Origin of the sequence: Sedimenticola selenatireducens (assembly GCF_007625115.1) — a bacterium.
Lineage (GTDB): Bacteria > Pseudomonadota > Gammaproteobacteria > Chromatiales > Chromatiaceae > Sedimenticola > Sedimenticola selenatireducens_A.
Genome location: NZ_VMNH01000008.1, coordinates 70,113 through 95,900, shown reverse-complemented (window position 1 = coordinate 95,900; position 25,788 = coordinate 70,113). Strand labels below are relative to the sequence as shown.

Sequence of the window (25,788 nt, the reverse complement as noted above, 5' to 3'; positions counted from 1 at the left end):
GCGCAGCAACACGAGTCGTTTATCTAAGGTGTGCCTGACGGCACCGTTGGTGGGTTACGGTGCAAACAACGCACCTAACCCACCCTACTTTGAATACGAATCTGCTTAAGTAAGTACCATTCGGGTCGGAGTCAATTTTATTGACTCCGACCCCCTGATTGCAAAATCACTCCGCTTCCTTGTCCCGCTCAATCAGCGCATAGGCCGAGTGGTTATGGATCGATTCAAAGTTCTCGGATTCGACAACATAGGCACAGTAACGATCGTCCTCATCCAGTTTGCCAGCGACGTCGCGTACCATATCTTCAACAAACTTAGGATTGTCATAGGCGCGCTCGGTGACAAATTTTTCATCAGGACGTTTCAACAACCCATAGAGTTCGCAGGAGGCCTGACTCTCGACCAGATCAATAATCTCTTCGATCCAGACAAAGCCACAGGTCCTGACCTGGACGGTGACATGGGAGCGCTGGTTATGCGCGCCACGATCAGAGATCTTCTTTGAACAGGGACAGAGGCTAGTAACAGGCACCTGAACCTTGATGTAGGTAGTGGGTTTTCCATCATGGACTTCACCGATAAAGGTGACGTCATAATCCAGTAGACTCTGTACACCCGAAACCGGCGCGGTCTTGTTGATGAAATAGGGGAAGTTCATCTCGATATGACCTGACTTGGCCTCGAGCTTTTCCGCCATCTCCGCCAGCATCACTTTGAAATTGGAGATACTGATCTCTTTTTCATGCGAGTTCAGGATCTCGACAAAGCGGGACATGTGGGTGCCCTTGAAATTGTGGGGCAGGTTCACGTACATATTGAAGTTTGCGATGGTGTGCTGTTCACCGTCGCTACGATCCTTCACCCGAACGGGGTGACGGATATCTTTGATGCCCACCTTATTGATGGCGATCTGCCGGGTGTCGATGCTGTTCTGTACATCAGCAATCTCAGGAGTGGTCGTCACTGTCTTAAGTCCTCTGCTACAACGGCGCGCACACGATCCGGCCTACGCAACCAACGAATTTGTCTCAGTTGCAATCTACCCTGTTTCAGTGTGGGCGAACACCGGTCATTTACCGGGTTTTCCATTAGTGCTGGGTAATATAGCAATCTGGGAGACGGGATTATGCTGGTTGACCTAGCTCTGTGCAAGGTTGGCGTCGTTTTTTGTCTGGCGAATAGATGATAAATGCTCTATTAATCAAGTTGTTAGGGTCATTGTGCTGTTTTTATTTAGCGTAACTCAGAGCGGCCCTATTTTGAGTGGTGGAAAAGGCTAATCCTGATATCCATCGGTCCTATCCAGTGCCTATTACCGTTAATGGCGCATGGAATTAAACCTTCCAATATACCAACCATTTCCATAGGAAATATAACCACTTGGTTTGATTGAGGAAAAATATAGTATTTCGCAACAAATTGATAAATATCAGAAAAATATCTTTGGCATAGCCATTGCAAAACCGACCACCAGGATGCGGCATAACAGAGCATAAGCCATCGCATCAATCACTGTTGAACTGGAGGAGTCGGGTAATGACTGAGACCTTTTACGAAGTAATGCGGCGTCAGGGGATCACGCGCCGAAGTTTTTTGAAGTATTGCAGCCTGACGGCATCGGCCCTGGGGCTGGGACCGGCCTTCGCCCCGACCATTGCCGAGGCGATGGAGACCAAACCGCGCATTCCCGTGCTCTGGTTGCACGGTCTGGAGTGTACCTGTTGCTCCGAATCCTTTATCCGCTCTGCCCATCCGCTGGCGAAGGATGTGGTGCTGTCGATGATCTCACTGGATTATGACGACACCATCATGGCAGCGGCCGGTCATGAGGCTGAGGCGATTATCGAAGAGATCATCGAAAAATACGATGGTAACTATATCCTTGCGGTAGAGGGCAATCCACCACTGGATGAGGATGGCATGTATTGCATTATTGGTGGTAAGCCGTTTGTGGAGCAGTTGAAAAAAGCCGCTGAACACTGCAAGGCGATCATCTCCTGGGGTTCCTGTGCCTCCTGGGGTTGCGTGCAAGCGGCTCGCCCCAATCCGACCCGTGCGACGCCTGTTCATAAAGTGCCTGGCCTGGCAGATAAACCCATTATTAAAGTGCCCGGTTGCCCACCGATCGCCGAGGTGATGACCGCTGTTATTACCTACATCCTCACCTTTGACCGTTTTCCTCAGCTGGATCGACAGGGACGTCCACTGATGTTTTACAGCCAGCGCATTCATGACAAGTGCTACCGCCGCCCCCATTTTGATGCAGGCCAGTTTGTTGAGCAGTGGGACGATGAGGCGGCTCGCAAGGGTTACTGCCTCTACAAGATGGGCTGCAAGGGGCCAACCACCTACAACGCATGCTCGACCGTTCGCTGGAATGGTGGGCTCTCCTTCCCGATTCAGGCGGGGCATGGCTGCATCGGCTGTTCCGAAGATGGCTTCTGGGATAAGGGAAGCTTCTATGATCGGGTCACTGATACCCATCAGTTTGGGATTGAGGCGAATGCGGATGATGTCGGACTGGCTGCCGCCGGAACGGTAGGCGCCGCGGCGGCGGCTCATCTGGCGGTTACCGCCATCAAACAGGCACAGAATAAAGGGGAGCAGGATCAATGAGTGTACAACAGACGCCGAATGGCTTTTCTCTGGATGATTCAGGTCAGCGTGTAGTGGTAGATCCGGTTACCCGGATCGAAGGGCATATGCGTTGTGAAGTGAATGTGGATGAGAACAATATCATCCGTAACGCCGTCTCGACGGGGACCATGTGGCGGGGATTGGAGGTGATTCTCCGGGGGCGCGACCCGCGTGACGCCTGGGCCTTCACCCAGCGTATCTGTGGTGTCTGTACCGGCACCCATGCATTGACTTCGGTACGTGCCGTTGAGGATGCGCTGAACATTCAGATCCCGGAGAATGCCAACTCGATCCGGAACATCATGCAACTGGCCCTGCAGGCCCACGATCATCTGGTTCATTTCTATCATCTGCATGCGTTGGACTGGGTCAACCCGGTCAATGCCCTGAAGGCCGATCCAAAGGCGACATCGGAGTTGCAGCAGAAGGTTTCACCCCATCACCCGCTCTCCTCACCCGGCTATTTCCGTGATATTCAGAATCGGTTGAAGAAGTTTGTGGAGTCAGGCCAGTTGGGGCCGTTCAAGAATGGCTACTGGACCAACCCAGCCTACCTGTTGCCACCAGAGGCCGACCTGATGGCGGTCACCCACTATCTGGAAGCACTCGATTTTCAGAAAGAGATATCCAAGATACGGGCGATCTTTGGCGGCAAGGATCCCCACCCAAACTGGCTAGTAGGTGGTGTGCCCTGTGCCATCAATCTGGATGGTGTGGGGTCGGTCGGAGGCCTGAATATGGTCAACCTCAATCAGGTGTCGGCCATTATCGATCAGGTGCGGGACTTTGTTAACCATGTCTATGTGCCGGATCTACTGGCGATTGCCGGGTTCTACAAGGGATGGACCTACGGCGGCGGCCTGGCCAGCATGAACGTACTCTCCTATGGCGATATACCGGATCGTGCCAATGACTATTCGACAGAGAACCTGATGATGCCAAGGGGAGCCATTATCAACGGTAATCTGAAACAGGTGCACGAGGTTGATCTTAGGGACCCCGAGGAGATCCAGGAGTTTGTTCCACACTCCTGGTACAAGTATCCGGATGAATCCAAAGGGTTGCACCCCTGGGACGGTATCACTGAGGCTGATTTCCAGCTCGGTGCCAAGACCAAGGGTACCAAGACCGATATTCGGGAGATTGACGAGTCAGCAAAATACTCCTGGATCAAGGCCCCTCGTTGGCGTGGACATGCCATGGAGGTGGGTCCGCTGTCGCGCTACATCATCGGTTACGCGAAAGGGGATAAGGAGATTACCGAGCAGATTAACTTTGTATTGAAGACGCTGGACCTGCCGGTAACCGCCCTCTTCTCTACGCTGGGCCGCACGGCGGCCCGAGGCCTGGAAGCCCAATGGGCAGCCGACAAGATGCGTTATTTCATGGACAAGATGATGGCCAACATCAAGGCGGGTGACAGCTCGACGGCCAATGTGGAGAGCTGGGATCCAGAGACCTGGCCAGCGGAAACCAAGGGTGTTGGCTTTACCGAAGCACCACGGGGCGCACTCGGCCACTGGATTCGCATCAAGGACACCCGCATTGCCAACTACCAGTGTGTGGTCCCGACCACTTGGAACGGCTCCCCCCGGGATCAGCAGGGCAATATTGGTGCTTTTGAGGCTTCACTGATGAATACCAAGGTGGAGCGAGCGGAAGAGCCGGTGGAGATCTTGAGAACGCTGCACAGTTTTGATCCCTGTCTCGCCTGCTCGACTCATGTGATGAGTGAGGATGGTCAGGAGCTGGCTAAGGTCAAGGTTCGCTAACCGTAGGGGTCTCTTCAGAGGAGTAAGAATGATGCAGAGAGAAATCAATTCAGGCGCGGTTTACGTGTATGAAGCCCCGGTCAGAATCTGGCACTGGGCCAATGCACTCTCCATTACCCTGTTGGCGATAACCGGTTACCTGGTGGCCAATCCGCTGCCCAGTTTGTCCGGAGAAGCGAGTGATCATTTTCTGATGGGTTACATACGCTTTGTCCATTTTGCCGCTGCGTATATCTTCGCCGTCGGTTTTCTGGGGCGCATCTACTGGGCGATGGTGGGGAATGAACATTCAAGGCAGCTGTTTAAACTGCCTGTTCATCGGTTGACGTTCTGGCGTGAGTTGTTGCACGAAGTGCGTTGGTACGCCTTTCTGGAAAAAGAGCCGAAAAAATATGTGGGGCACAATCCGTTGGCTCATCTCTTCATGGTGGTGATTATCACGGTGGGTGGGTTCTGCATGCTACTGACAGGTTTTTCGCTCTACGCCGAACAGACGGGGCTGGGTAGTTGGCAGGACAGTCTGTTCGGTTGGCTGATTCCGTTGGTAGGACAGAGTCAGGATGTGCGCTTGTGGCACCACTGGGGTATGTGGGTGATCGTGGTGTTTGTCATGTTGCATGTCTATGTGGCCATTCGGGAAGATATTGTCTCCCGGCAAAGCATCATCAGCACCATGATTAGCGGCTGGCGCACTTTCAAGGATGACCGGCCATGAGTAGCACTAGACCTTCAGTTAATGATGTGAATAGGCCGCAACCTAATGTGCTGATTCTTGGTATCGGCAATCTGCTCTGGGCGGATGAAGGTTTTGGTGTGCGGGCGGTTGAGACCCTTCAGCAGTGGTATCGCTATCCTGACCATGTTCGCGTAATGGATGGCGGAACCCAGGGCGTCTATCTGGTTCAGGAGGTACGCGAGGCCGATATCCTGATTGTGTTCGACGCCATCGATTATGGGCTCTCCCCTGGCACATTGAAATTGATTGAGGGAGAGGCGGTTCCCAAGTATCTCGGTGTGAAGAAGATTAGTCTGCATCAGACCGGTTTTCAGGAGGTGTTGGCGTTGGCTGAGATGATGGGTGATTACCCGGAAAAGCTACTGCTGATTGGTGTGCAGCCTGTTGAGATTGAAGACTTCGGTGGCAGTTTGCACCCTAAGGTGAAGACGAAGATAGGCCCGGCCATTGAGCAGGCGATTGCCTTTCTATCTGAGCAGGGTGTTGTCATGAGCCGCCGCGAAAAACCAATGACTTCGGACATTCTGAGTTCAGCTATCAGCGACATGACAAGGTATGAACATGAGCGCCCACCGCCGGAACAGGCCTGTCGGTTGGGTGATGAGCGGGTGCTGTTATCCGGGGACTATCAGGTTGGGCATCGTCCGGTTTCATTAGAAGGTTCCGCCATGAGCGTGGGGCTTGATCAGCATTTGAATAAATACCGCAGCCAATCGGGTAGCTGAATCTCCCTGCATGCAATTGATTGAAGGAGTGTAACGATGACCTCAGAACTGATCAGACAGATGATCGTGCAAAATAACTATCCGGTTTTAAATGAGTCAATGCTCGATGAGTTTCTTGATGACAATGACTATACGGTTCTGTTTTTTACGGAAGATCCAAAACAGTATCCGGAAAGTAACGATGTAGCCATCATACTGCCTGAATTGTCAGCCTGTTTTGCAGGCCGATTTCAAGTGGCGGTGATTGATCGTGAAGCGGAGCATCGGCTGCACCGGCGCTTTCCTTTTGATAGTTGGCCTGCGCTGGTTCTTATGCGACGTGGAGAGTACCTGGGTGCCATTACACGGGTTCAGAATTGGACCGATTATCTGCGAGAAATAGAACGCTTACTGAATGCCCCTGCATTGCATCTGCGTGATCTAGGCATACCTGTTGTGGCCCAGTCATTGGCTTCTTCCCAATAGTCAGAAAGATACAAAGTAGGAGATGGCTTATGAGTTTCTATGAGATACCTGCAGTAACCTTCGGTGTAGGCAGTCAACCTTCGGAAGAAGATGGTGCTTTGTTGGATTACCAGAAGATGCCAGATGAGATGGTTACTTTCTCCATGCCCGCCATTCCAGAACCAGAAGCGGTGGAGGGAATGGATGTGGCCCTTGCGCTATTGACGCGAGTACAGGCGGCACTTGAAGGATACAAAGCCGGTGATCAGGAACAGCTGTTTGATCTTACCTTTATGGACAGTGCCAACCTCAGTTTGGTAGACCAAGTGCTTGGGGAAGGTGAGGTGAGTGTGGTGTTCAGTCGCACTATACAGGTGAAGATTCAGGAGTCAGTAATGGCCGGGATCTGGCGGGTCCGTTATCAGGATGGAACCGGTATCACCTATAAAGACACGCTGGAGGTGGGCTCCATACCGGGTTTGATCCAGGATGCGACGTTCGTGGGTGCTGCAGCCACTCTTACCCTGCCGGATGAGCCACTTCCTGAAGGGGTGCTGAATGCCCCACCGCTAGTAGCTGAACTGAATGAAAAGGCACAGGCTTACAGGCCAGATGTTCCGGCTCACGTAATCAATCTGACGTTGTTGCCCCAGACGGAGCAGGATCTGGAGTTTTTAGGTCAACTATTGGGTAGCGGGGCTGTCACCATCTTGTCTCGCGGTTATGGGAATTGCCGAATCACCAGCACCGGGATGCAACATGTATGGTGGGTACAGTATTTCAACTCGCAGGATATGAATATCTTGAATACCTTGGAAGTGACTGATGTTCCCGCAGTGTCCTGTGCCGCGCAGGAAGATCTAAAAGATAGCGCTGACCGCCTGAAAGAGATACTGGAAGTCTATCAATGAGTGGCACGTTTTTTTCCGGTTCCTATGGCGGTAGTGCTGAGAAACTGACAGATGAGGCGCGGCTGGAATGCAAGATCTGCTGGCATGTGTATGATCCGGCAGAGGGCGACAGCTATTGGCAGATCCCGCCTGGTACACCCTTTTCAAAATTGCCGGAGAACTGGAGTTGCCCTAATTGCGATGGCCGTAAAAATGATTTTATGGTGCTGTTATGAACGCTGATGATCTGCAGAATGTCGTGGATGATCTGGAGGCGGTGTTCAGTTTGATAGAGCAGCAGCGAATGGTTGATGTGCCTATTCTGAATAGTGCATTGCAGGTAAAGGCCGTGGGTTTCAGGCGCTGGAAGGAAGGCGTATTGGGGGTGTTGATTACACCCTGGTTCATGAATCTGGTGCTATTGGGGCAGATAGGTGTAGATGAGGGTGACAGCCTATTGCCCGGTAGCAAAATAACGCATGTTTTTCCGTCTGGTGCCTATGAGTTTATTGTGGGTGAAGAGGCGGGAATGGGTCTTTACCAGGCCTGTTCACTGTTTTCCCCAATGCATCAGTTTCATTCGCAACAGCTTGCCGAGGAGACGGCAGAAGCGATCATGCAGGGAATTATGCAATCTGAGAACCGCTCGGAGATCAGTACCCACAGTCGTGAGATTGAGCAGGTCTGGCGGGGTGAGCCCGATGACACTCAGGATGAACAGGCTGACCCTGGCGCCATGGCAGAAGATGCACCCTGCTTGTCTGAGCGGCTTGCGACACCACTCAGTCGCCGTGAACTGCTGACAGGTCTGTTTGCAGAAAAGAGCGAATAATTCGGGTTAGCAAATAACTCAGGCTTTCCGGTCCACAATATAGTCAGCCAGCCAGCGTAGGGGATCTGCTCTCACATCCAGCTCTGCCAGACTATTGAGTGCATCTTGCCGAAGGTTCTGTGCCATCTCTTTGGCGGCTTTCATACCAATGAGTGAAGGGTAGGTTGGTTTGCCGTTGGCCTCGTCTTTACCTTGTGTTTTACCCAGCGTGGCCGTGTCGCTCTCTACATCCAATATATCATCCTGCACTTGGAAGGCGAGTCCAATACAGTTGGCGTAATGTTCCAGATGATGAATCTGTCGCTGGGTAGCCGATTCAGCCGCCAGACACCCCAGCTTAACACTGGCATGTATCAGCGCGCCGGTCTTGTGGATATGCATATTTTCCAGTTGAGCCAGCTCTATCTGTTGACCGACTGCTGCCAAATCCAGAGCCTGGCCCCCGGCCATGCCGCGGGAACCACTGGCGTGCGCCAGGGCTTCGATCATATTCAGGCGTACCTCTGGGCTAAAGGGGTACGGCTCGTCTTTGCAGAGTACTTTGAACGCCAGCGTTTGCAGGGCATCGCCCGCGAGGATGGCGGTGGCCTCATCAAAGGCCTTGTGGCAGGTGGGTCGTCCACGGCGCAGATCATCATCATCCATTGCTGGCAGATCGTCATGAATTAATGAATAGGCGTGAATGAGCTCCACAGCACAGGCGGGGCCATCAAGCTGTTCGGATGCTATGCCCAAGGCAGCTCCCGCTGCGTAAACCAGCATGGGGCGGACACGCTTGCCGCCATTGAGGGTGGCATAACGCATGGCCTGGTGCAGTCGTTGGGGCTGGATGGTGGATGCGGGTAACTGTTGTTCCAACGCATCGTTTACCCGATTTTGACAGTGCTGCAGATACTGCTTCAGGGCCGACTCAATCGTCACGTTCAAAGGGTTCCGGTTCTGCGTCAATGCGTTGGTCAGAGAGGATCTGAATCTTTTGCTCAGCCTCTTTTAGGGCCTGTTGACAGGTGCGGGTCAGTGAGACACCCCTTTCAAATGACTTTAGGGAGTCTTCTAGTGAGAGATCACCCTGTTCAAGCGTTTCAACTAGCGATTCAAGTTCGTTAAGGGCCTCTTCAAAAGAAGGCGCTTTAGGTTCCTTTTTTGCCACGATATAGCTCACGATTGTGGAAGATAGGTGAACCTTACCGAGTGGATGAGTAGCGGTCAATCGGCGCTTTGACCGCAGGATGTTGACGCTTTCAGTGATGGCTGGCTTGAAACCGCTTACCACCCCTCGCCTAGTGCGGGTGGGGCGTGTAAACTCTGGCCTCATCTTGTGTCAAAGAGACAGGTTTTTTTATCCATGAGCAGCAGTTCATACGACGCTTCCGATATTGAGGTACTCAGCGGTCTAGAGCCGGTACGCAAACGTCCTGGTATGTATACCGATACCAGTCGGCCAAATCATCTGGCCCAGGAAGTGATCGATAACAGTGTTGACGAGGCGGTTGCCGGCCACGCAACAACTATTGAGGTGGTCCTGTTCAAGGATGGCTCACTGCAGGTAAAGGATGATGGTCGTGGTATGCCGGTGGATATTCATCCACAGCAGGGTCTTCCCGGTGTTGAGGTTATCTTGACCAAGTTGCATGCAGGCGGAAAGTTCTCCAACAAAAACTACCAGTTCTCGGGTGGTTTGCATGGTGTCGGTGTTTCAGTAGTGAATGCGCTCTCCAAGCACTTGGAGATCTGGGTAAAGCGGGACGGAGCCGAATATAATATGGCCTTTGCCGGTGGCCACAAGGCGTCCGATCTTGAAGAGGTTGGGCGAGTCGGAAAAAACAATACCGGTACACGACTGCGCTTCTGGCCTGATCCGAGCTATTTTGATACGGGAAAATTTTCTGTTCGACAGCTCTTGCATGTGCTGCGTGCCAAGGCAGTACTCTGTCCTGGCTTGAAGGTACTGTTCAGCGATGAGAACAGTGGTGAGAACTACGAATGGCATTACGAGGATGGTCTGCAGGATTATCTGTTGGATGCCTTGCAAGGATTGGAAATTCTCCCTGAACCTCCCTTTGTCGGTTCGATGTCAGGTAATACAGAGACGGCAGATTGGGCTGTAGTCTGGCTCCCAGAGGGGGGTGAGGGGATTACAGAGAGCTATGTCAACCTGATTCCTACGGCTCAGGGGGGCACCCATGTCAATGGGCTTCGATCCGGATTGACTGATGCCGTCAGGGAGTTTTGTGAATTCAGGAATCTGCTGCCGCGCGGTGTCAAACTGGCCCCGGAGGATGTGTGGAATCGCTGCAGTTATATCCTCTCCGTAAAGTTGGCTGATCCGCAATTTTCCGGTCAGACCAAAGAGCGCCTCTCTTCCCGCGAGTGTGCCGCCTTTGTATCGGGCGTGGTGAAAGATGCCTTCAGCCTCTGGCTCAACCAGCATACGGATGCAGGGGAGCGAATTGCGGATCTCGCCATCAATGCGGCTCAATCCCGTCTGCGAGCTGGGCGTAAGGTACTGCGTAAGAAGGTTACACAGGGCCCCGCTCTGCCCGGTAAGCTGGCAGATTGCAGCACGGTGGATACCACTCGCAGTGAACTCTTTCTGGTAGAGGGAGACTCGGCAGGTGGCTCGGCCAAGCAGGCACGTGACCGTGAATTTCAAGCTATCATGCCGCTGCGTGGCAAGATTCTTAATACCTGGGAGGTGGATTCTGCCGAAGTGCTGGCCTCACAAGAGGTTCATGATATATCGGTGGCTATAGGTGTTGAGCCCGGTTCAGATGACCTCGGAAAGTTACGCTTTGGAAAGGTCTGTATCCTGGCTGATGCCGACTCCGATGGAGCCCATATCGCCACACTGCTCTGTGCACTTTTTCTTCGCCATTTCAGAAAGCTGGTACAAGAGGGGCATGTCTATGTCGCCATGCCGCCACTCTACCGGATCGATGTGGGCAAACATGTGTTCTATGCATTAGATGATTCTGAGCGCCAGGGTGTCCTTGATCGAATCGCTGCTGAGAAACTGACAGGAAAAGTAAGTGTCCAACGTTTCAAGGGCCTCGGCGAGATGAACCCGTTGCAGCTGCGAGAAACTACGATTGATCCGGATACCCGGCGCTTGGTGCAGCTGACCATTGATGCCAGCGATGATACCAACAGCATGATGGATATGCTGCTGGCTAAAAAACGGGCTTCGGATCGTAAGCAATGGTTGCAGGAGAAAGGCGACCTAGCCGAAGTCTAGATCTGGCCTAAATGTGGATGGATGCAGAAGATGAGCTTAGTTACAAAAGCAGTTCTTGTTTCAGTGTTAATGAGTGCAACGGGTACTTTATTGGCTGCTGACAGTGGTGGCCCAATTACCGCCAATAAGGGGGATAGCAATTTCTACAATCCACACGACTCATTCAATCCCAATGTTGAAGAGTATGTATGGAAAGAGCAACAGACAGAGTTGCCGCCCTTTCCAAAGGATGAAGATCTGATCGAGTTTCAGGTGACACGGCCGAATGTGTCCTTCAACTATTTTATTGATGCCAATTCACTGAGCTATACCCAAGAGGAGGGGATAATAAGATATACCGTAGTTATTAAATCTAAGACTGGGGCAAAAAATGTTGCCTTTGAAGGTATTCGTTGCACTACAAATGAATTTAAAACTTATGCCTTTGGTAATGGCAAAGGTAAATTTGTGAAACCACGCCGCTATGAATGGAAACCGATTCTAGCCAACAACTACACGCGCTATAGAACGGATCTGTCAAAGTACTATTTTTGTAATATCCATGTGTTGGATCTGAGCGCAGAAAAGATTATCGCAGAGTTAAAATATGGCCGGCCTCAGGTGCTTGAATCGGGGTTCAAATAATCGGTTACTTTTACAGCATCCACAGCTCATAACCATGCATAACTACAACAGCACAGCCCATCATTACCGTCGCAAAACCGGCATTCAGCCTTAGCAGCGTCAACGCCCGAATATTGTAGCGTCCCTGAATCATCAGATGCAGACCAGACAGCGGGGTGGTGGAGACTCCGATTGCCCAAGTCATAAGAAAGGTAATGCCGAGCAGATTGGGGTCTGCTCCCAGCGGTGAGAATATGCCGCCAGCGGTGGCAATACTGATCACAGGATGAATGCCGAGCACAGATACTACAACCATGCATATCAGTATCAGGCTTGCTTCATAAGCACCAAATTGCGAGATGCCAAAACTTACCTTGCTTGCATCTATGGCTACCGCAATACCGGTGGCAAGCACGCCGGCTGAGAGGAACAGGAGCAGTTCCCCAGACATTTTCGGTAGTCCAAGCCTGATGTGCTGTTGATAGGCTGTGAACCCCGCGACTCTATATTTCAATAGCAATAACAATAAGCTCACCGACAAGGCCAAGAGTGAGATCAGGGTCAGGATCGGTATAGTGGGCCAGAGATGATGCAGTAGCATAAGTAGCACGGCCAGCAAACCAGGTATCCACAGGGCAGTGAACTGCATTGGATAGCCGTGAAACTGATCCGCCTTTCCTTTTCGGGTCAGCTCCCAGCCAGTCAATAGCAGGGCAAACAGGGCGACCGGTAATCCTATCAAGGAGAGGGTAGTCAGTTGAGCGCCGGGTGCGTTGGAAAGGGCGATACCCATGGCCGCGAAGAAGGGCGACCAGCAGGCCGCCATGGCAAAGCCACGAGAGAGCACGCAAGCCTGTAGTGGAGTCATAGGGCGGTTAGCCGATAGCCGGTCACCAATAATGACAATGGATGACATGTTGATCACGGAGCCAAACAGGTGTACGCCAAACAGTGTGCGCCAGAGGGGTTTGCTACCCATAGGCAAGGATTCATCGCCTATGGCGGGTTGGGTTACCAAGCGCAGGAAACTGACAGATGCCAGCATGGCGAGCATAGCCTGGTTGGTGCTGATGGCCTTTTCAAAATTGACATCCACCCCGGATGCTAGTCCATAAATCAAGCCGGCAGAACCTACAACAAGCATGGCTATGCCTTGGACTCTTTGAGCTGCAGGAATAGATGTGGCCAATAAGATCGCTGCCAACCAGCCGGTCGCGCCTGCCATGTAGCGTGGAAAGAGTGGCCAAAGTCCATTCAGGATGGAGCATAGCACCATTACAAAGAGCAGCCCCCCTACAGCATGCTGTGCGGACCTTTGGTAGATATTCATTGATTATGAACCAATCTTTGCAGCCGTGCTGTGGGCGGTGATGTGAAACAGGTTTCTAATGATACCTGTGGGTTAATCGGTCCATTATAGCGTTTTGTGGTGGCAATTGTGTTGGACGCTACTTGAAAAATGAGCGCTTGATATTGCTCGCCGTAAACCTCGCGCTCTTGACATGACGCTATCGAACGACCATCCTTATTCAAACGATCGTTTGAGGAAATCGCCATGGCAAATGAGACATTTGCTGCTGAATATAGCGTGGGGGAGGAGATCGCCCATGCCATCACACACGGTATTGGGATACCGCTCAGTATTGCTGGATTAGTGGTATTGGTGGCGTTTTCATCACTCTATGGGAATGCCTGGCATATCACCAGCACCAGCATTTACGGTGCTACCCTGATCCTCTGCTACACGGCTTCAACACTCTATCACAGCATTCCGCACCCACGTGCCAAGCGGATACTCCAGCAGATTGACCATGCCACGATCTTTTTGTTGATAGCGGGCACCTATACGCCGTTTGCCCTGGTCAATATGCGTGAAGGTTGGGGTTGGTGGCTGTTTGGTACCGTTTGGAGTATTGCCATTATCGGTATGATCTTCGAGTTGTTTACTCAGCAGCGCTACAAAAAGGTCTCGCTGGGCCTCTATCTCGGGCTGGGTTGGTTGGCCTTGGTGGCCATCGAACCGATGCTTGAAACCATAGGGGTCGGTGGTTTGACTCTGCTGGTAGTGGGCGGTCTATTCTATTCCCTTGGTGTGATCTTCTATGTTTGGGAGCGGCTGGCCTACAATCATGCGGTCTGGCATCTGTTTGTCCTGGCGGGCAGTGTTTTCCATTTCTTCGCAGTCCTCTTCTATGTCGTGCCAGATGCCGGTTGGTTGCCTCAATAGCAGGTAGCATTTGCTACAGATTGAGTGATTGAAGTTTTTGGTCTCAGTTTGCGCAGACTTTCTGTGACATCCGTCGATGCATTTCGTATGATCCTTCTCCGTGTGTGATTACAATCAAATGAGTTGTTGGGTTAAATGAGTAGCGGAATGGATCTGAATCTGAATCTGGAAGGCATCGAACAGATGCCCCTCAAAACGTTCACAGAGAAGGCGTACCTGGATTACTCCATGTATGTCATCCTTGATCGGGCACTGCCTTTTATTGGTGATGGCCTGAAGCCAGTCCAGCGGCGGATTATCTACGCCATGTCTGAGTTGGGTCTCTCGGCGGGTTCCAAGCACAAGAAGTCAGCCCGCACCGTGGGCGATGTTTTGGGTAAATTCCATCCTCACGGCGATTCGGCCTGTTACGAAGCGATGGTGCTGATGGCTCAGTCGTTCTCCTATCGCTATCCATTGGTCGATGGTCAGGGTAACTGGGGTTCTCCTGATGATCCCAAGTCTTTTGCGGCCATGCGTTACACTGAGGCTCGACTGACGCCCTATGCACAGGTATTGCTCTCGGAGTTGGGTAAGGGGACGGTTGATTGGAACCCCAATTTTGACGGCACCTTGAAAGAACCGGCTATGTTGCCGGCCCGGCTACCTAACCTGCTACTGAATGGTACAACCGGTATTGCCGTGGGTATGGCGACTGATGTGCCTCCCCATAATCTTCGTGAGGTGGCGAGTGCTTGTATTCGCTTACTGGAGAGCCCCAAATCAACCCTGGAAGAGTTGTTAGAGCACATCAAAGGGCCGGATTATCCGACCGATGCGGAGATCATTACCCCTCGTGAAGAACTCCTTAAGGTCTATCAGACAGGTGGCGGTAGTATTCGTATGCGTGCACGCTATGAGCGTGAGCAGGGCGATGTGGTTATCACATCTCTGCCTCATCAGGTGTCTGGCGCGAAAATTCTTGAGCAGATTGCCCAACAGATGCAGGCCAAGAAACTCCCCATGGTGGAAGATCTGCGGGATGAGTCGGATCATGAAAATCCAACACGACTCGTGATCGTACCACGCTCCAATCGGGTTGATGTCAAGCGCCTGATGTCCCATCTGTTTGCTACCACGGATCTGGAGCGCACCTATCGGGTCAATATGAACGTAATTGGCCTTGACGGGCGACCGCAGGTCAAGATTCTGCTGGAGATGTTGAAAGAGTGGATTACCTTCCGCTTTGATACCGTCCGTCGTCGTCTTGAGCACCGTCTTGGCAAGGTGCGTGACCGTCTGCACTTGTTGGATGGCCTGCTGATTGCCTTCTTGAATCTGGACGAAGTCATTCGCATTATCCGCACCGAGGATGAACCGAAAGCCATCCTGATGCAGCGGTTTGACCTGACCGAACTGCAGGCCGATTACGTGCTTGATACCAAGTTACGTCAGTTGGCCCGTCTCGAAGAGATGAAGATTCGAGCAGAGCAGGATGAATTGGCCAGTGAACAGGAGTGGCTGGAGAAGACGCTGGGATCTAAGCAGCGCATGACGACCTTGATCCGCAAAGAGATTGAGGAAGATGCGGCGAAGTACGGTGATGAGCGTCGTTCTCCTATTGTTGCGCGAGAGGCGGCCGAGGCGTTGGCAGAGACCGATCTGACACCCAGTGAGCCGGTTACTGTAATCCTTTCTGAAAAGGGTTGGGCGCGGGCTGCAAAGGGCCATGATATCGATCCGACCAGTCTCAGCTATAAGGCCGGTGATGGGTATCTTGATTGCGCCTATCTGCGCAGCAATCAGGCGGCGGTGTTTATCGATTCTACTGGGCGGAGCTATTCTGTTCAGGCTCACACCCTGCCTTCGGCAAGAAGTCAGGGCGAGCCCTTGACAGGTAGGCTTTCGCCAGTGAGTGGCGCTACATTCGGTGTGGTGTTGGGTGGTGACCCTGATCAGTGGTATCTGGTGGCCTCTGATGCGGGTTATGGTTTCTTAGTGCAGCTCAAAGAGCTGTACGCGAAAAACAAGGCTGGAAAGGCACTTTTGACACTGCCAAAGGGTGCCAAGGTGCTGCATCCCGTACCGGTTACAGACCGCGAGAAAGATAAGGTAGTAGCCATTACCAATGAAGGTCGGATGCTCTCCTTCCCCATCACAGAATTGCCTGCACTGAGTCGAGGTAAGGGCAATAAGATTATCGGTATACCCAGTAAGCGGGTAGAGCTTCGGGAGGAGTTCGTCATCGCCGTGGCAAGTGTCCCGGAAGGAGGGCGGCTGACTGCGCATTCTGGTAAAAGATTCATCACCCTGAAAGAGAGCGATCTGGAGCACTATCAGGGTGAACGGGGGCGTCGGGGTAGTAAATTGCCGCGGGGTTTCCAGCGTGTAGAGCGGGTCGAGATCGAGCGCTGATAGTCAGCAGTTACAGCGGCGTATCTGTTATGTCAGGGCTTCGGGTGATCTGTGTTGTCGGTTTCGACTTCAGAAATAGCCTGGAGCCTTTTCTCAACCGCTTCGGTAAGCGTATCCCTGAGTGTGGCTGTCAGATCATCCCTGATTTTGTCAGCCACAGCCTGGCTGGTTGTTTCAATAGCCGCTAACAGCTCGGTGCGAATTTCTTCAATCAACTCGCTACGGATCAGCGCCTGCTTTTTGCGGGCTTGTTCATCCTGATTAGTAGGTTCGGACGTTAAAAAGATAAGGTCTTGCTGTAAGGTGTTGATCGGTAATTCGGTTTGAATCGACTCTGGATCAACAATCTCGTTCAGTATAGGGATGCCCTGATGATCCAGCGAGAGAGGCGTCTCTTCCGTTTCATCTTCTGATTTGAACGAATCTGTCAGCCAGTCGTCATTCATCGGTCAATTGTGTGTGTGTTGAGTGTATAGCCACGATCGCGATAGGTCTTATACCGTTCGCGACCCCGAGTACGAATCACAGGATCCTTGTCGATCAACTCTGCCACCCGTGAGAATCGGCTGAAGAAAGTCGGAACATCGGTTGCCAGATTGATCAAGACGTCATGCTCTTCTCCGGCCTGTGCGTCGTTGCCTATCAGGACAGGGGTGAGTTTGCTATCACTCTCGTTCAGCAAGCCGTGAGGGATGAAGCTCTCTTCACGGTGTGTCCATAATAGCTTTTCAATATGGCGTGATTCACTCTCTGAGTTGGTATGCAGATAGATTCGATGGCCTTGTTGCCAGGCCTTATCGACAATGCGGCAGGCCAGTTGAAAGCGATCTCCCGGTGCCGCATCTCCCAGTATATAAAAATCTACTTGCGTCATCAGGCCAGACCAGCGCGTTTCATGAGGAACTGAGAAAGCAGTGATACGGGGCGGCCAGTAGCGCCTTTTTGATCACCACTTCGCCAAGCGGTGCCGGCGATATCCAGATGGGCCCATTTGTACTTGTCCGCGTAGCGTGAGAGGAAGCATGCGGCGGTGATGGTGCCGGCCCCTTTGCCACCAATATTCGCCATGTCAGCAAAATTACTTTTTAGTTGTTCCTGATAGTCGTCCCAGAGGGGTAGCTGCCAGGCGCGATCAGTTGCGCGATTGCCCGCCTCCAGGAGTTCAGCAGCGAGTTTATCGTCGTTACTCAGCAGGCCAGAGGCGTGCGCACCCAAGGCGATAATACAGGCGCCGGTCAGTGTGGCGACATCTACTACCGCTGCGGGTTTAAAGCGCTCGGCATAGGTGAGGGCATCACACAGGATCAGTCGACCCTCTGCGTCTGTATTGAGTATCTCGATGGTCTGCCCAGACATGCTGGTGACGATATCACCCGGTTTGTTCGCGGCACCATCAGGTAGGTTTTCAGAGGATGGGACAATGACAACCAGATTGATCGGCAGTGCCATCTTTACACAGGCCTGCATGGCGCCCATGACACTGGCGCCGCCGCACATGTCATATTTCATCTCATCCATCGCTGCAGCGGGCTTGAGAGAGATGCCGCCTGCATCAAAGGTCAGCCCCTTGCCGACCAGAACGATCGGTTTTGTCTTTGACTGCCCCCCCTTGTACTCCATGACAATCAGTTTGGCAGGCTCGCGGCTTCCGCGTGATACCGATAGCAGCGATCCCATACCGAGAGTCTGCATCTGTTTCTCTTCCAGTACGGAGACTTTCAGTTTTGCCGATTGTCGACCCAGTTGCCGGGCTTGGTCGGCCAGATAGCTTGGGGTGCAGATATTTCCGGGAAGGTTTGCCAGGTCCTTGGCCAGCCTGATGCCACTGGCAATGGCTTCACCTTCTGAAACGGCGCGAACCACGGCCGGGGTTTTTTTCTGATCGCCAATATACAGACCGAGTTTCTTGAGCGGCCGTTTGGGTGGAGTTGCCTTGCTTTTACACTGATCAAATCGATAGAGTTGTTCTTCGCCAGTGATGACTGACTCGCGCAGTAGTTGTACCAGGTCAACGTCGTTGATTGCGTGAGCAGTCATGGCATTAGTAGCCTCAATAACGCTGCTCTCGTTCAGAAGCCTGACGGCACCGGCCCAAGCGGTGGTGTAACCTTTCAAGGTAAGCGCTTTTTCTGCCCCAAGACCGACCAGAAGCACCCTCTCCGCCTGTATGCCCGGGACGTTGTAGAGCATCAGCGTCTGGCCTGCTTCGCCGTCCATATCGCCTTTCTTGAGAATGGTGCTCAAATGTCCGCCACTGGCCCGATCAATCGACTCAGCAGCAAGGCTGAGTTTTCGCTTAGTAAATACGCCAAGAACGACACATGCGGTACGTTGAGTGGATAAGTCGCCTGATTTCAGATGGTATTCCATAGCATCCTCTGAACACTTTCAGTTCACTGTTATTGATGAGGTCAGTCTATTGGCTGACTGGATTGGTTTGCCCGTAGCACGGCCAGGATGTACTATCCCCCGCGACCCCTGTAAAGGTGGGCCCAGCTGGCAATCTTTGGTTAACCAAGTCGCCTCACCGGATACGGGTTTATATTTAGGGTAGTAGTCTACAAGAATTGTGGCTGTTTACCACTGATGCTGGATGGGGTTGTTACTTCACTAGACTGTTACTCACTAGACCGTAATCTATGCTGCCCATTATTGATCGCTATATTCTTAAGGAAGTGACCAAGTCGTTTCTGGCCATCATGACCGTTTTGATGCTCATCGTGGTCAGCCAAAGCTATATTCGAATTCTGCAGGATGCCGTTTCCGGCACCATTACAAATGAGGTAATGACCCGCTTGCTGGGCTTGGAGGTACTTCAGGTCCTTGGTCCAGTGACACCGCCGACCTTTTTCTTTGCCATCCTCTATACCCTGGGTCGGATGTACCGGGATAGTGAGATGACGGCCCTGGCAGCTGGGGGTATAGGGTTGCGTAGGATATATCGCTCCTTCGCCATTGCTGCGATTCCTGTAGCGTTGATTGTTGCCTGGTTTACCTTAGCGCTAGTCCCCTGGGTCAATGCCAACAAGGCAGAGATTATGGAGCAACAGAAAGGGGAGTCTTCAGAGCTTGGTATGGCTGTAGCCGGCCGCTTTAATGAGTTCAGCCGGGGTGGTTTGGTCTTCTATGTCGAGAAGATGAGCGATGACAAGCGGCGCATGCGTAATATCTTTGTGCAGAACAGGCAGCATGGAAAACTGGGACTTATTACTGCAGCAGAAGGCTATCAATACACTGAGCCGGATACAGGCGATCAGTATCTGGTGCTGACTCGTGGCCATCGCTATGAGGGAACACCCGGAAACAATGAGTACGCGGTAGGTGATTTTGCAAAGTACGCGATTCTGATTGATCGCCAGGATCAGCAGCAGGGTGTGTTGCCTACCAAGGCAATCGGGACCCGTGAGTTAATGGTGTCAGATGATCTCCGAATGCGATCGGAATTTGAATATCGCCTGATGTTCCCTGTGGCGGTATTGGTGTTTACCATCCTGAGTGTACCGCTGAGTAAATCCATGCCTCGTGAGGGAATATATGGCCGTCTTATGCTGGCACTGCTGTTCTACTTCCTGTTCCTCAATCTTCAGGCGATCTCAGGTGATTGGATGATTTCCGGCGTTACCCCTGCCTGGCTGGGACGTTGGTGGGTCCATCCCTTTATCCTTATGCTGGGTGCTGCCGTGATGCTGTATAAATCGCCGCGTATGTTCCGTGTGCTTAGAAATCGCCTAAGGAGCAAGCGTTCATGAGGGTGTTGGACCGATATATTGGTGTCAGCGTGATTGTAAGTATCCTCATCACGCTGTTGATCCTGGTTGTACTGGTCGGATTTGTCACGCTGATGGATGAATTGGGTGCTGCCGGTACCGGTGATTATACCACTTCTGATGTCTTCTATTATGTACTGCTGATTCTCCCTCGCAGGGCCTATGAGGTTTTCCCCATGGCGGTTTTGCTGGGTAGTTTGGTCGGTTTGGGTAGTCTGGCCAGTAACTCTGAATTGATCGCCATGCGGGCGGCAGGTGTTTCGCTTGCACGAATAATCGGTTCAGTGCTGAAAGCAGGCATGCTGGCGATGCTGGTGGTTGTGGTGATCGGAGAGGCCATTGCACCGAATACCGAGCAGTACGCGGAACGGATGCGCGCCAGTAAAATGAGTCAGCAGATCACGCTTAAATCTAAATACGGGTTTTGGGCGAGGGATGGTGGCTCATTTGTCAATATCCGGCAGATCCTGCCAGGCTCTCAGCTAAAGGATATCTATATCTATGAATTCTCTGAAGAGCGGGAACTGCTGGTCTCCACTTATGCGGAATTTGCCCAGTATGCGGATGAGCACTGGTTGCTACGTGGTATTCAACAGACTCGTTTTTTAAAAAATGGTGTTGAAAGCCGTCAACTGGATGAGGCGACATGGGAATCGTTACTCAACCCTAATATCCTCAATGTGGTGGTGGTTCGACCTACTATGCTGCCTGTCTGGGGGTTGTATCAGTATATTGATTTCATGCATGAGAATGGTCAGGAAGCGACCATCTATGAGGTGGCCTTCTGGGGTAAGGTGATCATGCCGCTGGTCACATTGGTCATGGTCTTTCTTGCGGTTCCTTTTGTGTTTGGTGTCTTACGCTCAGTGGGCATTGGCCAAAGAATATTTGCTGGTTCGCTATTAGGATTAGCTTTCTTCCTGCTAAACAAGGTCTTGGGCCACATGGCTGTGGTTTACTCGCTCAACCCCCTGTTTGCCGCAGCTGTGCCCGGGTTATTGTTTCTGGGTCTTGGATTCTGGTTCGTACGACGCATTCACTGATCGGTAATTTATTGCTTTGCGAGCATGATCAGGCGTGTCCCGGATAGTCGGTCATGCCATGCCTGATTCTCCTTGTCGAATAGAATCCATATATAGCCCAGACCCAACGGTAACCATGAGAGCAGCGCAAAAACGAGCCGTTTGAGTGCGTCCGGCCACGACAGTGATGCGCCATCACTTCGAACAACCCTTATTCTCCAAGACTTCATGCCGAGCGTTTGCCCCCCCTTCATCCAGAACAACAGGAAGAACGCTGGCGGCACCATGGCAAGCCAAATTCTGAACAGAAGATTACCGGATAGTGCGCTGGAGGCGGACTCACCGGCTACGAGTCCGATCGGCAGCGTTATTAGCATTGATGCGAGCAGAAGTAGTCCAAAGACCAGCAAGCTGTCATACAGCATGGCAGCTAATCGGCGTATCAGTCCTGGCGTTACCGCTTGAGATATATCAATATTGTCTGTGTCGTTCATCAGGTTCTTGCGGGAAATCCTTGTAGATTAGGAGAAATATTCTGTTTTAGGTACTTGGTCACAATGATGTCAAATATATGGTCTATAGTATGTAAAAGCCATCGTGCTGCCTATCGTGGATAGGCGGCAGGGTGACTTTAACTTTCTGGAGACATTTCTAGCTGTGGAACATCGCAACTCTCCTCGTCGGCCAGTGACGCTCTATACCATGCTCAATTATCCCAGCTTGGGGTTGGTGCGAGGGTGTATTCGTGATATCGGAATGAGTGGGATGTTTGTTGATATCGGGCGTATTCAACTTCCAGTCAATGCCACCCTTGAAATCTCCCTTATGTTTGGTCCTTCTTCTATGAAAGCCCCGATGCAGGTCGAGGCGATTGTTGTACGCTGCGCGGAAAAAGGGGTGGGGCTGATGTTTGATGAGCTTGATAGCGAAATGCGTTATGCACTGAGCCATATTGTTTTTGGCGCCTCAAATGTTAATGATGGTAATGATTGCGCCGATATTCTGCACTAACCCCGATTTCTTCTAATCTCTGCGATACCCATGAATCATGATCGACCGCAACGTCGTTGTTGCCATCGGGCATTGTATTGGTCGGCTATCACGGCATAATGGGATATTGTTCTGCTCCTTCGTTTTGTTCATCGTGTTCGTATGGTGTGCTGGGAGATAGGGACAGCTAGGCGGGAAACCTGATCCAGAGTGTCTGAAACCATCAAAACATGCCATTACCCCTGAAACGACCACATAAACTCTCTCTACCGCGACGCATTCCTATGCCGCTGATGTCTGTCATTATCGGCCTGTTTTGCGGTCTGGTGGTCTGGGCGATGCTTGATCAAGTACAGCCGCAGGCGTTAAGGAGTATTTTTTTAGAGGAGTTAAAGAGCCGTCTTAATCAACAGGCACGTGAAACCCTGATTCGTTTTGACAACTATGTGTTGGCACATACTTCAACGGCTAGATTGCTGGCAAACCACCGTCAACTGGCCAATTATCTGGAGCCGATTTATTGGTACAAAGGCGATGCCGATCCTGCCAAATATTATCGATCAACACCACCTTGGCTGCCGAGTTCAACACTTTGGCAATCACTGGTTCGACCCAGTCATATTCTACTGCTAGACAGCGATCAGCGAACCCGTGAGATTTACCAGTTGGGTGATCGCAATCTACCCGTTGAACTCACCGGCACCAATGAACTGCTGTTGAGCGAAAGGCGGGTGCAGGCGAGCCTGACTACCCTGGGTGATCGTCCCTATCTGCTTATTTCTGAGACCGCGGAAGATGCGACGGGAACGGTGATGGGTTCACTGATGTTGGTGGCGCCTATTGATGAGCAGTTTCTTGCGGCCTCTCAACAGGGGGTCTCATCCAATGGTGTGATGGTGGGCATTCTGGATGCTGACGAGCAACGGTTTTTAGCCAGTAGTGATCAGAAACGGTTGGGACCACAATCACCTCTGGAGAAGGTAGAGACTAATTTTCTGGTTACCGCGCAGTCTTTTTCGGAGTACGACGGTTCGACGCTTAATTTGCAGTTTGCAACGTTGGTCCCTCATTCTGTTGTTGAAGCGATGCGTGAGCGAGTGGCCGGATTGGAGCGTCGACAACGCCTGGTGGCTGCATTTACTTTTGTTAGCGTGTTTACTTTGGTTTTCTTTCTTTTATCAGAGCGTCTTAACAGGATCTTGCAGCGAATATCACGTTTTTCTCAGCGGGCATTGGGTTCCAAACAGCCGATCATTGAACGTGGAAATCAGTTATTTGTGCTCGAGGATTGGATACGCCAGTTTATTCAGTTGGTGAGGGATACCCGCGAAGAGATGCGTCAGCAGCATGAGACAGAGATGCATGAGTCTGAAATGCTTAAACAGGCGATCATGGAGACCGCGCTGGATTCGATTGTCACAATTGATCGTCACGGGTTGATTATCGAATTCAATCCAACCGCTGAACAGACCTTCGGTCATAGCCGCAGCCAGGCCCTCGGCCAGGTGTTCGCGAAATTGATCTTCAATTCCGAGAGCCAGCCACAGTTTCTGCGCTTGCTGGATGATGTTCTCAGTTCTCGGGATCAGTACCCGGATGAAGTGCGTCACGAGATGACAGCGCTTAATCGCGACGGCGCCTCTTTCCCCGTCGAGCTGGCTATTAAGCCGATACGACTGAAAAATAGGTTGGCGTTCACCATCTATATGCATGATATCTCCAGTCGCCGTCGTATCGAATTGGAGATACGCAGTCTTGCAAAATTTGCCTCCGAGAGTCCCAGTCCTATATTGCGCGTCAATCGTCGGGGCGTAATCATCTATGCTAATAGCGCCAGCGAGCTGCTCCTCAGCTACTGGGGATGTGAAAGGGCTCAGACAATGCCGCTCTATTGGCGCAATAGGGTCAGTGATATTTTGCGTAGCGGAAGAGATTGGCAGACCCAGGTGACCAGCAGTACACAGGTCTATTCCCTGCTGTTAACGCCCGTTGTAGATCTGGGGTACGTGAATATTTATGGACGTGATATCACGGGTGAGCTTGAGGCGGAAAGGCAGGCGCGCGAACATCAGCAGGAGCTGATTCATGTCTCCCGGCTCAGTACTATGGGGGAAATGGCTACTGGCTTGGCCCACGAACTCAATCAACCACTCTCGGCGATCGCCAACTATGCCAATGGCTCGGTGCGACGCCTGCAAGCGAGTGGTCGTGAATCGGAGGATATCCTGTTTGCATTAGGGCAAATCAGTGCTCAAGCTGATCGTGCGGGTGAGATTATAAAACGATTGCGGGCGCTGGTTGGAAAGCAGGCCCCTGTGAGACGTGTTGCCGATATAAATGACGTCGTTCGAGAGGTTTGTTCATTTGTTGAGTTTGAGGCCCGTAAGTCTGGCGTAGAGATTGAACAGCAACTCAGTCTAAATGCCTTACCCACAAAAATCGATGTGATTCAGATTGAGCAGGTTTTGCTCAATCTGATTAAAAATGCCCTTGATGCCCTGCTGGAGATGCCGGAAGATGAACGGAGTTTGGTGATTCAGACGCGTTGTAGTGACGGAGGCGAAGTGCTGGTACAGGTTTTGGACTCCGGTTCTGGTATCAAGGAGAAGGATCGCGGACGCTTGTTTGAACCTTTTTTCACCACCAAGGAGAGCGGCATGGGTATGGGGCTGGTGATCAGTCGTACCATTATCGAAGATCACAATGGCACTATTTCTGCCCATCGGCGAGATGAGGGTGGAACCTGCTTTACCGTCGTCTTGCCGAGTGACAGGAAAAATGATGAATAATAATGCCACAGTGTTTGTAGTAGATGATGATCTGGCGATGCGTAACTCGCTGAAATGGCTCATTGAAACGGTCGGGATCAAGGTAGAGACCTTTGCCTCAGCCGAGGAGTTTATTAAATCCTATTATCCTGGGCGGGCGGGTTGTCTATTATTGGACGTGCGTATGCCCGGAATGAGTGGTCTTGAGCTGCAGGAGTACTTCAATGAGCAGAGTATCAAGATCCCGGTAATCATTATAACGGGTCACGGCGATGTCCCAATGTCGGTACGTGCGATGAAGGCGGGTGCGGTAGATTTCATCGAGAAACCATTTAATGATGAATTGCTCCTGGAGAGTATCCGAAATGCGCTGGATATCGATCAGGATCAGCGTATACACCAGGCCGAGAGGGCCGAGATTGCCGCTCGCTTGGCGCAGCTTACTCCCCGTGAACATGAAGTGATGGAGATGGTCACTAACGGCAAGGCGAATAAGGAGATAGCCAACACACTAGGTGTCAGCGCCAAAACAGTAGAGGCGCACCGGGCACGGGTTATGGAAAAGATGGAAGCGACCTCATTGGCCGGATTGGTCAAAATGGCGATCGCGGCCAATCTTTACAGTGACTAGTAAATTACTGGAGCTATTTTTTTACCGGTGCATTGGGTGATGTCGGGATAAGCGCAACCTCATCTCCTCCGTCAATGCGGGTGAAGGGTTCTGAGAATTGCTTGTTTACAGTGAC

The 25,788-nt window shown here is 51.7% G+C and carries 25 protein-coding genes; 17 read left to right on the top strand and 8 right to left on the bottom strand.

Features of this window, described 5'->3' with window-relative positions; translation table 11 throughout:
- Positions 1 to 166: 166 nt before the first annotated feature.
- Entirely contained in the window at positions 167 to 964 is a 798-nt protein-coding gene (gene folE2 / locus FHP88_RS08755) for a GTP cyclohydrolase FolE2 (protein ID WP_144358662.1), read from the bottom strand.
- 572 nt (positions 965 to 1,536) lie between these two features.
- Here folE2 and FHP88_RS08750 point away from each other — a divergent pair.
- The 8 genes from FHP88_RS08750 to hybE are packed head-to-tail and all read left to right on the top strand — an operon-like array spanning position 1,537 to position 8,036.
- Positions 1,537 to 2,616, top strand: a complete 1,080-nt coding sequence (locus tag FHP88_RS08750; protein WP_144358661.1) for a hydrogenase small subunit — start codon at positions 1,537 to 1,539, stop codon at positions 2,614 to 2,616.
- Positions 2,613 to 4,409: a nickel-dependent hydrogenase large subunit gene (locus tag FHP88_RS08745; RefSeq protein WP_144358660.1), complete on the top strand. Its 1,797-nt coding sequence runs from the start codon at positions 2,613 to 2,615 to the stop codon at positions 4,407 to 4,409. Before FHP88_RS08750 ends, FHP88_RS08745 begins: the two co-directional genes overlap by 4 nt.
- A 28-nt stretch (positions 4,410 to 4,437) precedes the next feature.
- On the top strand, positions 4,438 to 5,124 hold the full coding sequence (gene cybH, locus FHP88_RS08740; protein ID WP_144358659.1) for a Ni/Fe-hydrogenase, b-type cytochrome subunit: 687 nt from the start codon (positions 4,438 to 4,440) through the stop codon (positions 5,122 to 5,124).
- The gene (locus tag FHP88_RS08735; protein WP_144358658.1) at positions 5,121 to 5,870 is read left to right on the top strand and encodes a HyaD/HybD family hydrogenase maturation endopeptidase; all 750 of its coding nucleotides are present in this window, start codon (positions 5,121 to 5,123) and stop codon (positions 5,868 to 5,870) included. The genes cybH and FHP88_RS08735 overlap by 4 nt, the downstream gene beginning before the upstream one ends.
- Before the next feature lie 36 nt (positions 5,871 to 5,906).
- Complete coding sequence (locus tag FHP88_RS08730) at positions 5,907 to 6,335, top strand: hypothetical protein (protein ID WP_144358657.1); 429 nt, start codon at positions 5,907 to 5,909, stop codon at positions 6,333 to 6,335.
- 29 nt (positions 6,336 to 6,364) lie between these two features.
- Positions 6,365 to 7,225: a hydrogenase expression/formation protein gene (locus FHP88_RS08725; RefSeq protein WP_144358656.1), complete on the top strand. Its 861-nt coding sequence runs from the start codon at positions 6,365 to 6,367 to the stop codon at positions 7,223 to 7,225.
- Entirely contained in the window at positions 7,222 to 7,440 is a 219-nt protein-coding gene (locus FHP88_RS08720) for a rubredoxin (RefSeq protein ID WP_144358655.1), read from the top strand. Before FHP88_RS08725 ends, FHP88_RS08720 begins: the two co-directional genes overlap by 4 nt.
- Positions 7,437 to 8,036 (top strand): [NiFe]-hydrogenase assembly chaperone HybE, encoded by a 600-nt coding sequence (hybE, locus tag FHP88_RS08715; protein WP_144358654.1) that lies wholly within the window; start codon positions 7,437 to 7,439, stop codon positions 8,034 to 8,036. Before FHP88_RS08720 ends, hybE begins: the two co-directional genes overlap by 4 nt.
- An 18-nt stretch (positions 8,037 to 8,054) precedes the next feature.
- Here hybE and ispA read toward each other — a convergent pair whose 3' ends face one another.
- Positions 8,055 to 8,957, bottom strand: a complete 903-nt coding sequence (gene ispA / locus FHP88_RS08710) for a (2E,6E)-farnesyl diphosphate synthase (protein ID WP_420492996.1) — start codon at positions 8,955 to 8,957, stop codon at positions 8,055 to 8,057.
- On the bottom strand, positions 8,947 to 9,351 hold the full coding sequence (locus FHP88_RS19535; RefSeq protein WP_144358653.1) for an exodeoxyribonuclease VII small subunit: 405 nt from the start codon (positions 9,349 to 9,351) through the stop codon (positions 8,947 to 8,949). Before FHP88_RS19535 ends, ispA begins: the two co-directional genes overlap by 11 nt.
- 30 nt (positions 9,352 to 9,381) lie before the next feature.
- Here FHP88_RS19535 and parE point away from each other — a divergent pair, with 30 nt between their 5' ends.
- Complete coding sequence (parE, locus tag FHP88_RS08700) at positions 9,382 to 11,271, top strand: DNA topoisomerase IV subunit B (RefSeq protein WP_144358652.1); 1,890 nt, start codon at positions 9,382 to 9,384, stop codon at positions 11,269 to 11,271.
- 21 nt (positions 11,272 to 11,292) lie between these two features.
- Positions 11,293 to 11,895 (top strand): CNP1-like family protein, encoded by a 603-nt coding sequence (locus FHP88_RS08695; protein WP_144358651.1) that lies wholly within the window; start codon positions 11,293 to 11,295, stop codon positions 11,893 to 11,895.
- Positions 11,896 to 11,905: 10 nt separating this feature from the next.
- Here FHP88_RS08695 and FHP88_RS08690 read toward each other — a convergent pair whose 3' ends face one another.
- On the bottom strand, positions 11,906 to 13,204 hold the full coding sequence (locus tag FHP88_RS08690; protein WP_144358650.1) for a hypothetical protein: 1,299 nt from the start codon (positions 13,202 to 13,204) through the stop codon (positions 11,906 to 11,908).
- Between the two features lie 225 nt (positions 13,205 to 13,429).
- Here FHP88_RS08690 and trhA point away from each other — a divergent pair, with 225 nt between their 5' ends.
- Both trhA and parC read left to right on the top strand, forming a co-directional pair.
- Positions 13,430 to 14,101: a PAQR family membrane homeostasis protein TrhA gene (trhA, locus tag FHP88_RS08685; RefSeq protein WP_144358649.1), complete on the top strand. Its 672-nt coding sequence runs from the start codon at positions 13,430 to 13,432 to the stop codon at positions 14,099 to 14,101.
- 147 nt (positions 14,102 to 14,248) lie between these two features.
- Positions 14,249 to 16,495 carry a DNA topoisomerase IV subunit A gene (parC, locus tag FHP88_RS08680; RefSeq protein ID WP_335341547.1) on the top strand — a complete coding sequence of 749 codons (2,247 nt, stop codon included), beginning with the start codon at positions 14,249 to 14,251 and terminating at the stop codon, positions 16,493 to 16,495.
- A gap of 32 nt (positions 16,496 to 16,527) precedes the next feature.
- Here the strand turns inward: parC and FHP88_RS08675 are convergent, their stop codons facing one another.
- Genes FHP88_RS08675 through FHP88_RS08665 form a run of 3 tightly spaced genes read right to left on the bottom strand, consistent with a single transcriptional unit; the run spans position 16,528 to position 18,865 of the window.
- Entirely contained in the window at positions 16,528 to 16,941 is a 414-nt protein-coding gene (locus FHP88_RS08675) for a hypothetical protein (protein WP_144358647.1), read from the bottom strand.
- Complete coding sequence (locus tag FHP88_RS08670) at positions 16,938 to 17,369, bottom strand: DNA polymerase III subunit chi (RefSeq protein ID WP_144358646.1); 432 nt, start codon at positions 17,367 to 17,369, stop codon at positions 16,938 to 16,940. The genes FHP88_RS08675 and FHP88_RS08670 overlap by 4 nt, the downstream gene beginning before the upstream one ends.
- Positions 17,369 to 18,865: a leucyl aminopeptidase gene (locus tag FHP88_RS08665; RefSeq protein ID WP_144358645.1), complete on the bottom strand. Its 1,497-nt coding sequence runs from the start codon at positions 18,863 to 18,865 to the stop codon at positions 17,369 to 17,371. The genes FHP88_RS08670 and FHP88_RS08665 overlap by 1 nt, the downstream gene beginning before the upstream one ends.
- Positions 18,866 to 19,134: 269 nt before the next feature.
- Here FHP88_RS08665 and lptF point away from each other — a divergent pair, with 269 nt between their 5' ends.
- Together lptF and lptG are read left to right on the top strand one after the other, a co-directional pair.
- On the top strand, positions 19,135 to 20,244 hold the full coding sequence (lptF, locus tag FHP88_RS08660) for an LPS export ABC transporter permease LptF (protein WP_144358644.1): 1,110 nt from the start codon (positions 19,135 to 19,137) through the stop codon (positions 20,242 to 20,244).
- Positions 20,241 to 21,305 (top strand): LPS export ABC transporter permease LptG, encoded by a 1,065-nt coding sequence (lptG, locus tag FHP88_RS08655; RefSeq protein ID WP_144358643.1) that lies wholly within the window; start codon positions 20,241 to 20,243, stop codon positions 21,303 to 21,305. The genes lptF and lptG overlap by 4 nt, the downstream gene beginning before the upstream one ends.
- A gap of 8 nt (positions 21,306 to 21,313) precedes the next feature.
- On the opposite strand, the gene FHP88_RS08650 is transcribed toward lptG, so the two are convergent.
- Complete coding sequence (locus FHP88_RS08650; RefSeq protein ID WP_144358642.1) at positions 21,314 to 21,778, bottom strand: RDD family protein; 465 nt, start codon at positions 21,776 to 21,778, stop codon at positions 21,314 to 21,316.
- Between the two features lie 163 nt (positions 21,779 to 21,941).
- Here FHP88_RS08650 and FHP88_RS08645 point away from each other — a divergent pair, with 163 nt between their 5' ends.
- The 3 genes from FHP88_RS08645 to FHP88_RS08635 all read left to right on the top strand — a co-directional run bounded on the left by FHP88_RS08645 (position 21,942) and on the right by FHP88_RS08635 (position 25,673).
- Positions 21,942 to 22,295: a PilZ domain-containing protein gene (locus FHP88_RS08645; RefSeq protein WP_144358641.1), complete on the top strand. Its 354-nt coding sequence runs from the start codon at positions 21,942 to 21,944 to the stop codon at positions 22,293 to 22,295.
- A 209-nt stretch (positions 22,296 to 22,504) separates the two neighbouring features.
- Entirely contained in the window at positions 22,505 to 25,063 is a 2,559-nt protein-coding gene (locus FHP88_RS08640) for an ATP-binding protein (protein WP_144358640.1), read from the top strand.
- Positions 25,056 to 25,673, top strand: coding sequence for a response regulator transcription factor (locus tag FHP88_RS08635; RefSeq protein ID WP_144358639.1), 618 nt, complete (start codon positions 25,056 to 25,058; stop codon positions 25,671 to 25,673). Before FHP88_RS08640 ends, FHP88_RS08635 begins: the two co-directional genes overlap by 8 nt.
- Positions 25,674 to 25,788 lie beyond the last annotated feature (115 nt).